General features: G+C 38.1%; 12 protein-coding genes, 1 pseudogene and 1 other annotated feature. Of the genes and pseudogenes, 10 read left to right on the top strand and 3 right to left on the bottom strand.

The annotated features are described in order from the left end of the window. Positions 1 to 50: 50 nt before the first annotated feature. From HMPREF1504_RS09840 to HMPREF1504_RS09870, 7 genes are all read left to right on the top strand, one after another. Positions 51 to 1001 (top strand): ABC transporter permease, encoded by a 951-nt coding sequence (locus HMPREF1504_RS09840; RefSeq protein WP_038125292.1) that lies wholly within the window; start codon positions 51 to 53, stop codon positions 999 to 1001. After that, a complete protein-coding gene (locus HMPREF1504_RS09845) occupies positions 994 to 1803 on the top strand; it encodes an ABC transporter permease (RefSeq protein WP_005376468.1) in 810 nt (269 codons plus the stop codon). The genes HMPREF1504_RS09840 and HMPREF1504_RS09845 overlap by 8 nt, the downstream gene beginning before the upstream one ends. A gap of 66 nt (positions 1804 to 1869) precedes the next feature. Further along, on the top strand, positions 1870 to 3384 hold the full coding sequence (locus HMPREF1504_RS09850) for an ABC transporter substrate-binding protein (protein ID WP_038125274.1): 1515 nt from the start codon (positions 1870 to 1872) through the stop codon (positions 3382 to 3384). Further along, positions 3377 to 4144 carry an ABC transporter ATP-binding protein gene (locus HMPREF1504_RS09855; protein WP_038125275.1) on the top strand — a complete coding sequence of 256 codons (768 nt, stop codon included), beginning with the start codon at positions 3377 to 3379 and terminating at the stop codon, positions 4142 to 4144. Before HMPREF1504_RS09850 ends, HMPREF1504_RS09855 begins: the two co-directional genes overlap by 8 nt. 1 nt (position 4145) lies before the next feature. Beyond that, positions 4146 to 4886 (top strand): ABC transporter ATP-binding protein, encoded by a 741-nt coding sequence (locus HMPREF1504_RS09860; RefSeq protein ID WP_038125276.1) that lies wholly within the window; start codon positions 4146 to 4148, stop codon positions 4884 to 4886. Positions 4887 to 5080: 194 nt separating this feature from the next. Further along, complete coding sequence (locus tag HMPREF1504_RS09865; RefSeq protein WP_232203356.1) at positions 5081 to 6127, top strand: type I restriction endonuclease; 1047 nt, start codon at positions 5081 to 5083, stop codon at positions 6125 to 6127. A 68-nt stretch (positions 6128 to 6195) separates the two neighbouring features. Beyond that, on the top strand, positions 6196 to 6651 hold the full coding sequence (locus tag HMPREF1504_RS09870; protein WP_038125278.1) for a hypothetical protein: 456 nt from the start codon (positions 6196 to 6198) through the stop codon (positions 6649 to 6651). Between the two features lie 47 nt (positions 6652 to 6698). Here the strand turns inward: HMPREF1504_RS09870 and HMPREF1504_RS09875 are convergent, their stop codons facing one another. The 3 genes and pseudogenes from HMPREF1504_RS09875 to HMPREF1504_RS09880 all read right to left on the bottom strand — a co-directional run bounded on the left by HMPREF1504_RS09875 (position 6699) and on the right by HMPREF1504_RS09880 (position 7647). Then, positions 6699 to 7046, bottom strand: a complete 348-nt coding sequence (locus HMPREF1504_RS09875) for a hypothetical protein (protein WP_038125279.1) — start codon at positions 7044 to 7046, stop codon at positions 6699 to 6701. A 227-nt stretch (positions 7047 to 7273) separates the two neighbouring features. Next, positions 7274 to 7384: pseudogene (locus HMPREF1504_RS10275) on the bottom strand (type II toxin-antitoxin system mRNA interferase toxin, RelE/StbE family); the annotation flags it as partial. Beyond that, positions 7375 to 7647 carry a type II toxin-antitoxin system RelB/DinJ family antitoxin gene (locus HMPREF1504_RS09880; protein ID WP_038125280.1) on the bottom strand — a complete coding sequence of 91 codons (273 nt, stop codon included), beginning with the start codon at positions 7645 to 7647 and terminating at the stop codon, positions 7375 to 7377. The pseudogene HMPREF1504_RS10275 and the gene HMPREF1504_RS09880, both read right to left, overlap by 10 nt. A gap of 184 nt (positions 7648 to 7831) precedes the next feature. On the opposite strand from HMPREF1504_RS09880, the gene HMPREF1504_RS09885 reads away from it, so the two are divergent. The 3 genes from HMPREF1504_RS09885 (at position 7832) to HMPREF1504_RS09895 (ending at position 11867) form a co-directional block, all read left to right on the top strand. After that, complete coding sequence (locus HMPREF1504_RS09885) at positions 7832 to 8464, top strand: hypothetical protein (protein WP_038125281.1); 633 nt, start codon at positions 7832 to 7834, stop codon at positions 8462 to 8464. A gap of 606 nt (positions 8465 to 9070) precedes the next feature. After that, positions 9071 to 9478 (top strand): hypothetical protein, encoded by a 408-nt coding sequence (locus HMPREF1504_RS09890; protein ID WP_005380138.1) that lies wholly within the window; start codon positions 9071 to 9073, stop codon positions 9476 to 9478. 418 nt (positions 9479 to 9896) lie between these two features. Beyond that, positions 9897 to 10100, top strand: a binding site (T-box leader). Between the two features lie 228 nt (positions 10101 to 10328). Continuing rightward, positions 10329 to 11867: a 2-isopropylmalate synthase gene (locus HMPREF1504_RS09895; protein WP_005381515.1), complete on the top strand. Its 1539-nt coding sequence runs from the start codon at positions 10329 to 10331 to the stop codon at positions 11865 to 11867. Position 11868: the final 1 nt, after the last annotated feature.

The following is an 11868-nucleotide window of genomic DNA, read 5'->3' on the forward strand; positions in this document are numbered from 1 at the left end:
TGATAGAATATAAATATAGCTATTTTGTGATAAAGAAGGTAGGTGATGGATTGTATCGATTAATACTACAGCGTTTGGCGAGTATTGTAGGTATTTTATTGGTAGTTACTATCGGTACATTTGTATTGATAAAATTATCTCCTATCGACCCGGTGGCAATGAAATTTAATCTCGTGGGTGCCACGCCTGATCCGGTGTTGGTGGCTCAATTAAGAGAACAATTAGGTCTCAATGATCCGTGGTGGCAACAGTATGTGCGTTGGCTTGGACAAATTGTACGGGGTGATTTTGGGGAATCGATCCTGTATTCAATGCCGGTAATCACATTGTTATCGGGGGCCTTGCCTAATACATTGGGCCTCGTATCACTAGCACTTGTCATGGGAATTGTAGTGACCATTCCACTAGGGATGCTGTCCGCCAAGTACAAGGATTCATGGGTGGATCATGGTGTACGATTATTGACGTTTCTAGCCTTAGCGATTCCTAGCTTCTGGGTGGGGTTATTGTTGCTCTACTTATTTGGCGTTAAATTACAGATTGTATCAGTAACGAACACAAATGGTTTCTCTGCTTATATATTGCCAGCTGTTACATTAGCTCTATGGCTATGTGGACTATATATCCGTCGCTTGCGTAATGCTATTTTAGAGATATCCAGGCGTCCCTTCGTACAAGGGGCGCGTGCATTAGGCTTACCAGAGTGGATGGTATTTACTCGATATATATTCCCTCATGTAGGACTGATGTTATTGCCTATGATGGGCGTAACGATGGGCGCTATGCTTGGTGGCTCTGCTGTTATTGAAACAGTATTCGCCATCAAGGGTATTGGGTACATGATGGTACAAGGCATTATGGCGCGAGACTTTGTATTGATGCAGGGCTATATCATTTGGATTACATTGGTGTTCATTATTATCAATATCATCATTGATGCATTGAGTTATTGGCTAAACCCTAAACGAAGGGCCGCTATACAAGGAGGCTCTTATGAATAGACAAAAGCCGTACACCTTATACATTATGTTAGTCTTAGCAACTTTATGGATTTTAGTATTCCTCTGTGCTCCATACATAGCTCCATTTAATCCAGAGGCTACGAATGTGGCAGACCGGTTGCAAGATATTAGTAGCACGCACTTATTAGGCACTGATCAGCTGGGCCGTGATGTGTGGTCTCGCATCCTTTATGGCGGTAAAGCCTCTTTAGGGATTGCTTTCACCATCATTGGCATTAGTGGGGCCATCGGTATTGTCATCGGTGGCTTGGCAGGATTTTCTACGCCTCGTATTGACCGCTGGCTATCTCGCTTGATTGATTTGGTGTTAGGGTTTCCGAATATGGTGATTGCCATCGCGTTCATCGGTATCATGGGACCTAGCATTCCGAATGTCATTATTTCCTTGTGTATTACAAAATGGGCGGAATATGCGCGCATTACACGTGGTCTTGTACAGATTGAACGTCACGCGGAGTACATTACCTTCGCTCGCATGTCGGGCGCATCAAATCTGCGCATCCTGTGGCGATACATTTTGCCAAATGTACTGCCATCCCTATTGATTGTAATCATTCAACATCTCGGTGACGCTATCATCTTGGTGGCAAGTTTCTCGCTTATCGGTATTGGTGTACAACCGCCAGATCCAGAGTGGGGCACAATCTTATTAAGTTCCCGAGATTTCCTACAAACGGCACCGTGGCTATTGATCTATCCAGGGCTTGCCATTTTTATTACTGTTGTTTTATTCAACTATATTGGCGATGCGTTGCGCGATGCACTCGATGTATCTCGTTAACTGCGCTTTGTATAGATTTTTTATGGTGAAAGCCCTAGTGGGCGATGTATTTTTAAAGGAGAAAGTATGAAACGTTGGTTATTAGTATGTTTAGCCGTGTTGTCCATGGTGGCCCTCTTGACGGGGTGTGGCAGTGATACGGCTAAGCAAGGAAAACACATGAATGTTGGTCTGTATTGGTTTGGTGAAACATTAGACCCAACACACGAATGGGATGCGTGGACATTGACTCGTATCGGTGCTGGCGAAACATTAGCTGTTGTTACACCAGACATGAAATTTGCCCCACAATTAGCGGATTCTTGGGAAAATGTGGACCCTACTACATGGAAATTCCATATCCGTGAAAATGTAAAATTCCAAAACGGCACACCTATGACGCCACAAAAGGTAAAAGAGTCCATCGAGTACACTATGAAACAAAGTGCTCGTTCCGCAAAAGCTGTTAAAATCGAGTCCATTACCGTAGATGGTCAAAACTTGATTATCAAAACAACAGAGCCTAATGGCTCCTTGTTGTCTAGCTTAACAGAACCTGCGTTTGTCATCATGGATACAGCGGATCTTAAGGACGTGGCAACAAAACCAGTTCTTACAGGCCCTTATAAAATTAAATCTTTCACAAAGGGTGAAACCATTGAACTAGAAGCCTTTGCAGATTACTGGGGCGGCAAACCAGGTCTTGATTCTGTAACAGTAAAAGACATCGAAGACAACAATAAACGTGCGATGGCATTGCAATCTAAAGACGTTGATGTCATCCAAAAGGTGGACTCTGCTAACCGTAGCTTGTTTAAAGATGGTTTCAATATCCAAGATATCTCTGGCGTTCGTGTGTTCATGTTAAAAATGAACCAAACTGCAGCATCTCCATTACATGATAAAGATGTACGTAATGCAGTAGCTCATATCATTAACTATGATTCCATGGCGAAAATCATCGGTAATGGTTCCACACCAGGTGCAGCACCATTCCCACCTTCTGCAAACCTAGGTTACGATACAATCGCTAACAAAGCGACAACTGATGTAGCTAAAGCGGACCAAATCTTAACACAAGCTGGTTATGCTAAAAATGCAAATGGTGTGTATGCTAAAGATGGTAAAGAATTATCTCTAACATTAGCTGTTTGGGGTAAAGACACTAGTATGTACGAAGAAATTCAACAAGAATTGAAACAAGCGGGTATCAATGTAACACTTAAGAAATTACAAAGCCCTGATGAAGTGGATACACTAGGTACAGATGGCTTTGATTTGGTAGAACGTAACGTTATTACCATGTCTACAAATGATCCTTATTGGTTCCTCAGCTTGTTCTACAAATCCGGCGCAAAAGCTAATGTTGGCGCTTACTCTAACCCTCAAGTAGATGCGTTAATCGACCAATTGTCCGTAACATTTGATCAAAACGAACGCTCTACTATTGCAAAACAAGCGCAACAAATCTTAGTTGATGATGTAGCAGATATTTACTTGTTGTATCCAAGTGCAACAGTTGTATCCACTAATAAGGTTAAAAATGTACCAGTACATCCAATCGATTACTACTTATTAACAAAGGATTCTACTATTGAATAAATCTGATTGCATTGCATTTGATGATGTAACAATTGCATATGGTACGGAAGAGGCGGTGCGCAATATATCCTTCTCCGTGCCTAATGGCGAGGTCTTTGCCATCGTTGGTGAAAGCGGATCTGGTAAATCTACGCTAGTCCGCGCCGCCTTTGGCATGTTGAAACAAGCTACTATAACAGGTCAAATTTTGTTAAATGGCATCGACATCTCTACCTTGAGTGATAGCGATTGGCGCAAATTACGTGGTACAGAGATTTCCATGATCTTTCAAAATCCTAGTGCCTATTTAAATCCAAATCGGACCGTAGAAAATCATTTTAAGGATTTGTTCCATGCCCATGGTGAAAGCTATGATGCTAGCCGTGTTATCGATATGCTTAATCTCGTTCATCTCGATGGGGGAGAACGTATATTACAGTCGTATCCATTCCAGCTAAGTGGTGGTATGCAACAACGGTTAGCCATAGCATTGAGTCTCATCTTAAAACCTACTATTGTCTTTGCCGATGAGCCCACTAGCGCCTTAGATATACTCGTGCAAGCCTCTGTGTTAGATCTGTTACGTGAAGTGACGCAAGCCCTTGGAGCAACGGTAATTATCGTAACCCATAATATCAAGGCTGCTGCACGTATTGCTCATAGCATTGGCGTTATGAATAAGGGACAACTCGTTGAAGTAGGCTCTACCGAAGAGGTTATGGCATGTCCAAAAGATGAGTATACTCGTATTTTATTAGATTCCGTAATGAAAGTGGTGTAGTATGATTCAACTTGAGAATATCTGTAAACAATATACAAACCACAATCATACGGTTCACGCTGTTGACAATGTATCCTTTTCTGTAGCTGCCAATGAACGCGTAGGAATTGCTGGTGGTAGTGGTTCTGGTAAAAGTACACTTCTCAAATTAATTGCGATGCTAGAAAAACTTACTTCTGGTACTCTAAAACTATTTGGAGAGGATGTTACATCCATCCAAAACCATAGAGACATCTATCGTTCTATGCAGATGATGTTTCAAAATCCTTTGGCCATCATTCCGCCACGGATGAACTTAGAAGCATTTCTCTTAGAGCCGTATATCAACTATGATCTCATGGATGTGGCATCAGCAAAGGACGATATCCGTAAATGGATGCAACGAGTAGACTTGCCAGAAAATATGGTTCATAAATACCCTCACGAAGTCAGTGGTGGTCAACTACAACGTGTTGTATTAGCACGGATTATGCTCATGAATCCTAAACTAGTACTTTTTGATGAACCTACATCAGCCCTTGATGCGGTGAACCAAAAGTTGGTGCTAGACCTATTACAAAAACTACATACGGAACAACCCTTCGGCTATGTGTTCGTCAGCCATGACGTCGGACTTTTACAAGCCGTAACAGACCGAATCATCGTTATGAAAGAGGGGCAAATCGTAGAAAACATCGAATCAAAACGACTTAAAGAAGCGGTACACCCATATACAAAAGCACTTGTGGAAGCAAGTGAGTAAACAAAGAGGCTGTAGCAGAATACACAAATGTATTCTGTTACAGCCTTTTTACTATTACTTCCTGTTTATTACTTTTATAAATTAATAATGCTAATATATGCAGGAAATTTTGTTTCTATGTAGAAATATATAAATAAGGTGAAGTATGTATAGGAGGTATTGTTATAGAATTCGAAGGCCTTATTAAATCACATGTGCAACGCATTAAAACTTTAAAAAATGATATTTTGACAGAAGAGGCAACTAAGACATCACTTATTATGCCTTTCTTTAGAATTCTTGGTTATGATGTATTTAATCCGAATGAGTTTATGCCTGAGTTTGTAGCAGATGTAGGGATTAAAAAGGGAGAAAAAGTTGATTATGCTATTAAGTTAGATAATGAACCTATTATTTTAGTCGAGTGTAAATCAATTAATGAAAGACTAGAGAAGCATGACTCTCAATTATATCGCTATTTCGGTACAACAACAGCCAAGTTTGCTATTCTTACAAATGGTATCGTATATAGATTCTATACAGATATTGATGAAGTCAATAAGATGGATGAAGCCCCATTTTTAGAGATTAACTTATTAGAGCTACGTGATGAGCAAATTGCAAAGTTACAGCATTTTACAAAAGAAAATTTTGATAAGGATGCAATTTATGATTCTGCAGAGGGCTTAAAAAATGAGGCTCAAATTAGACAAATTATTAAAGATGAAATAGATGATCCTAGTGAAGAACTAGTTAAGTTTATATTAGGTAAGGGTGTATATAATCGAGCGAAGACACAAGCGGTTATTGAAAAATATACGCCTATTGTAAAGAACGCATTTGATTATATTATAAAAGAAATGCTTAATAAGAAGATTGAGACTGCTTTTGCAAATACAGAGCCGGTCTCAACAACAGAGTCGCAAGCTGATAATGAAGATGCAAATATTAATGGTGAGGTAGAGAGTAATATTGTTACAACAGAAGAAGAACTTGAAGCATATTACATTGTAAGAGCAATTCTTAGTAAATATATTGATGTAAAACGAATTTCTTATAGTGATAAAGAAAGTTACTTTGCAATAATCTTAGATGATCGTATTACTAAATGGTTATGTCGAATCTATATTAAAAAGAATAAGAAGTATATTGCTATTGTTGAAAATGGTGAACAAATTAAATATACAATTGAAAATATTAGTGATATCTATGGGTATACAGATAAACTTGTTCAAAGATTGCAATCATTAGATATGAAGTAAGTAAATAAATTTATTGCTACATTGTTGCTATATTTATCATAATTTGAAGATTAAGCAGAGAGAGTCTTATGAATAATTTAAATGATATTTTAGATAAGGTGGAAGAAGCTTTAAATAAGTTATATGAAAAGGACCAATATTTGATTTATTCTGAAGAGAATAATCATGTTAGTGAACGATCTATTACTCATAAATTGGGCGTATATCTTACCCCTTTATTTGAAGGTTATGATGTGGATTGTGAGTATAATAGATTTGGTTGTGAGGGTAAATTTGTCGAAAAACTAAATCAGAATGTAATACCAGATATTATTATCCATAAGAGAGGTAAATGTAATAATTTTATTGCGATAGAAGTAAAAACTTGGTGGAATAAATCTAAAGTTTCAAAAGATAAGCATAAATTGATTGAGCTTACAAAGTCTAAATATAACTATAAATATGGAATTAGTTTAGTTATTAATAAAAATAGAGATAAAGTATCTAAAGTGATTTTTTATAAAGGTAAAGAGCAGAATAGATAATGTATAAAAAAAAGAGACTCTTCTATTGGAGTCTCTTTCTATAATAGTTATTGAATTTCCGCTTTCAAATCGATAATATTTTTTGCGGCTACACAGGCAGCGCAGTCACAGAATTCTGCGCCTTCTGCTTTAATGTCTTTAGCGTGTTGTAAGAGGTTAGCTGCGCCTTCTGCGCCAAGGATTTGTGTAGCGAGTTCAGACCCTGCAAAGCCGATTGTTTCGTCGATAAGTGCAATATTTTGTTCTGCTACGGATACGAGTTGTTTTGTAAGTTCTTCTTGTTTAGGTGTACCTTCTGCATTAATCCAAGATTGAGCGAATTCTTTTACTTTAGGATTGCTTTGTGGTGCATCTAATAATGCTTGTACGAGTTGTGTTAATTGTGTATGTGTCATGATAATCTCCTTGATATAACTAGTAAATAGGAGTTTCGAAAGATGCACTTACTATCATATGAGCACCTGTCCGTTTTTATAAGTTCATTATAACACCTACAATAATTTTGAATAGTAGAACGATTTGCGATAGATACTATCAAATGTGATAGATTTATGATGATAACTGGTATAAATTTTTGGGGGAATAGAAAAGAGGAATGCTTTCACATTCCTCTTAAGCTTAGTTAGAATAAATCTGAGTGGCTGCCCGTGCGAGTTAAAGATAATACTAATATGTCATCTTTAATTGCATAAACTAGAAGCCAATCTGGTTCGATGTGTAATTCTATAAATCCTCAATCATTTCTTTTACATTAGCATATGATTTTGCTTTTATTTTTCCTGCTAATATATCTTTCGTTTCTTGAATAGCAGCTTCTGTTTCTGCATTATAACGAGGTTGTTTAGGTTGAAATGGAAATCCGCCTTCCATTAGTGATGTGTGGAGAAAAATATTAATCGCATCAGTTACGGATATGCCAAAGCTAGCATATAGTGCTTCTAATTGTGCTTTTACAGCTGGCTCGATACGCAAACTGATAGAGGCTGTTTTAGCCATAGTATCACCTCCTGTTACTTCTATTGTAATGCAAATGCTATATAATTGCGATCTTATAACTGCGAATTGCAAGCATAATACATATCTTTTCCTGGACGAAAAATACTTATGAATATAAGAATATTAGCTTTTTAGGTGATATAATTAACTTACTATATGTAGTTTGTTTACAGGGGAATATATCATGAAAAAGGTTGTATGTGCGTTAGCTACGCTAGCTTTTATAGGTTCCATCAATGTTGTGTCCGCAGATGAGTTGATGCGGTTCCGTCTTAATGGTAATTCTATTTATGATCAGCCTTATGGTGATCGAAATGAGTTTCCTTGTCCAGATAGACTTGGAAGTTGCACTATGATTGATGAGGATTATAGAAGCACTCGTAAAGGTCAATCGCTAGAGGTGTTTGATACTGTATATGAGGCTAAGCAACATCTGAATTTTAATCCTCAAGTGCCTATGGGGTTAGACCGGTTTCATGCTGTTCATGTGTCCATTGTAGATCGTGATGTGTTGCAAGTGGTCTATGCGTACCATGAACTTTTAAAAGGGAGATATTTCGATAGATCCGACGATATGCCAAAGTATATCAAATACCGAGTATCTACAGTATCAGGTAATATCGCAGGTGATTATAAGGATTACTTACCTCAGAAAATCGATGTTATAAATGGGATGACGATAACCTATCGAATGGTGGATGACGCCGTTTACTTAGCATCTTGGAAACATGCGGGGCAGAACCATGTGTTCTTATTTAATGACCCAGTTTCTGTTGAGCGGGCTAGAGAAATGATTAATAGTGTAAGTATAAATTGAGCTATTTATTATACTATCTTTTTAAGTAAGGTTAGCTTATTATATACATATATAGAGAGCCCATTAACGTGATTAGGACATTAGGCTCATCTAAAACTGAACAAAATTATGATGATGCCTAACCTGTTAGAGGACTGCACTCCTCTATATGTTAGGCGTTTATCATTGTACTATTTAACTAGTGCAATGATAGTGACTTCTGATAACAGAACTATGATAATTACATAGGTAACTTCATGTTTTGTCATAGTCTCATATGAACGAAAAATAGCAGGGTGGTAGCCCTGCTATTTTTATTGAAAAAACATTTTAAGTGTAGTATATTCTATATAGCCAATTGATAGTTGTGCAATTAACTACAAAATCCCTCGGAGCGGCAACTCCGAGGGGTTTTTATATTATATATGAAAATAAAGTTATTCATAATGACAATATTTTACTTTTTATGGTAAGATACCGATAGAGCAAAGTGTTGATTAAATGCACTAAAGACGCCCTTGCAAAGGATGCCGGTCCTAGCAAGGGCTTTTTTGTCAGATCGTGGTGATAAACCAAGGCTGTATGGTCCTCTTTGTTATGTTTGATATTAAAAATAACGGAGTTTTTATGAACCTAGAAAATTACAAGATTTCAACGTTGCCATATATAGAAAATGCTAGCAATGAGATAATGGAAAAGTACAATATAAAAGCGCAATATGAAACGGAACCGCCTCATGGAGATGCTATATATTCTATTTCTATAAAGGGAAAAGCATTGCCATTTTGGATTTATGGTAGGGATGTTACTTTCATAGGTAATAGTATGGTTATGGTCGAGTCTGTAAGATGCAAAACCTGGGATCCCATTGAAACTATTATTATTGATTTAGAGAATGAAGTGTATGCGGGGTTAAAGGAATGGTATACAGATATTTCATTTATTAATGGTCAAATAGAGCTATCTAATCAAGTGGTAAAAATGGATAAACGAATTTTAAATAATTTTGAGAATTTAGAGTGGATAAGCTTTTAAGATTGATTACGTAGATGGCACATTGACTATACTATAGTGAAGTGTTATTCTATATATGACAAGGGATGTCAATATGTGACATAGTCTCATATGAACGAAAAAATAGCAGGGCGGCCACCCTGCTATTTTTATTGTGCTAGTTACTAACGAGACTGTCTATCTAGCCACTTGCAGATATAGTGACAAGTTATACCTGCTGCGATAGACATTAAAAGGGATATCAAAATGTCTAACATAGTCTCACCTCCTTTCTGTTACCAGATTGGAGTAGTAACAACTAAATTATACACCGTACATATATATGTTTCTAGAAGGAACGATAAAGAGAAATATATAGATAAATATTAGAATACGTCATATTCATTTTATTTTAATTGACATAAGTCTATAGAATACAGTACAATACCTTTATATCTTAAAACAAGCGATGAATGGGTATAAAGGTTTACAGATCCTGCTTTCAGAGAGTTGCCGGTTGGTGCGAGGCAATAGAGGTTGTACGCTGACACTCTCCCGTGAGCTTTGGTGGCGAATACAGCAGTAGTCATCGACGGTGGTTCCGTTATACCCGCAACGAGTCCCAATTAGGGTGGTACCGTGTTATGTATATAACGCCCCTTTGAGCAACGACAGTTGTTCTGAGGGGCTTTTTTTTATAAAAGTTTAGTCAACCATACTACGTGACCGAATTAAAGTGGTGATCTGACGCTCCAGCTAGCTTAACGGTCTTCAGCCTACTAAAGTCGCTTGCGAGCACGCACTTTAATTCTACGTTTTGTTTGACTAAACTTTCACAATGAATAGATATAATAAACTGTTATGTTTTATTAGTACAGAAAAGGTGAAGATTATGGATCAAAATCGCGTATATTTCTTCGATACAACCCTTCGTGATGGGGAACAAACACCAGGTGTATCTTTACAAACCCCTGAAAAAATTGAAATTGCGAAAGGCCTAGTACGCCTCGGCATCGACGTAATCGAGGCTGGTTTCCCAGCAGCATCCCCTGGGGATTTTGAAGCAGTACAAACGATTGCACGCGAAGTGAAAGGCGCAACAATTTGTGCGTTGGCTCGTGCTAATGAAAAGGACGTACAAAAAGCGATTGATGCATTGAAAGATGCGGAACGTAGCCGTTTACATGTATTCATTGCTATTTCCGAGCTTCATATGGAATATAAATTAAAAATGACTCGCCAAGAGGTATTGGATAAGGTTAAATCCGTATTGGCATATGCAAAAGGTAAGGTTGATGAAATCGAGTTCTCTGGTGAAGATGCGGCACGCTCTGATTTAGATTTCGCATGCCAAGTATTTGGTGTTGCCATTGCTGGTGGTGCAACAATTATTAATGTACCAGATACAGTAGGTTACATGAACCCTAATGAGTTCGGTGATAAAATCCGCTATATTAAAGAACATACACCAGGCATTGAAAATGCAATTATCTCCGTTCACTGTCATGATGACTTAGGTCTTGCTAATGCAAATACGTTAGCTGCTATTAAAGCAGGTGCACGCCAAGTAGAAGGCACAATTAATGGCCTAGGCGAACGGGCTGGTAACGTAGCGATTGAAGAAGTTGTAATGGCTCTTAAAACACGCCATGATTACTTCGGTGACCTTCAAGTGAACATTGATACAAAACAATTTACGAAAGTTTCTAAACTAGTAAGTCGTTTGACAGGTGTCGTAGTTCCACCAAACAAACCAATCGTTGGCTCTAATGCCTTTGCTCATGAGTCTGGTATCCATCAACATGGTATGATGAGCAATCCTGAAACATATGAAATCATGACTCCTGAGTCCGTAGGGGCTGAAAAAACAGACCTCGTATTGGGCAAACACTCTGGTCGTCATGCCTTTGCCGATCATTTGGCAAAACTTGGTTTCCAATCTTTCACAGAAGAGAAAATCAACGACCTCTTCGCTAAATTCAAAGAATTGGCAGACCGTAAAAAACAAGTATACGATGATGACATTATCGCTCTTGTAGTAGATAACTTACATCATAAAAAAGCATTCGAGCTTGTGGCTCAATATTACAAATTGGGTGAAAAAGGCTACGCATACGCTGACGTTCGCCTCATGACCCCAGAAGGTGAAAAAGCTGATGCTGCCGTAGGTGACGGTCCAGTAGACGCATCCCTTAAAGCGGTTGAACGTGTGGTTGGCTTGCCAATTAGCTTAAAAGATTACCAAATCCGCGCCATCACAGCAGGTAAAGATGCCCTTGGGGAAGCAACCCTTAAGGTAGAATATAACGGTCGCTTGTACCATGGTCGTGGTATTAGCACCGATATCGTTAAATCAAGTGTAAATGCATATATTAATGCAGTAAACTCAGTATTCCTAGCTATGGAGCTAGAACAACAGGAGGAAGAATAAT

This window comes from Veillonella sp. ICM51a (genome assembly GCF_000524355.1).
GTDB classification, from domain to species: domain Bacteria; phylum Bacillota; class Negativicutes; order Veillonellales; family Veillonellaceae; genus Veillonella; species Veillonella atypica.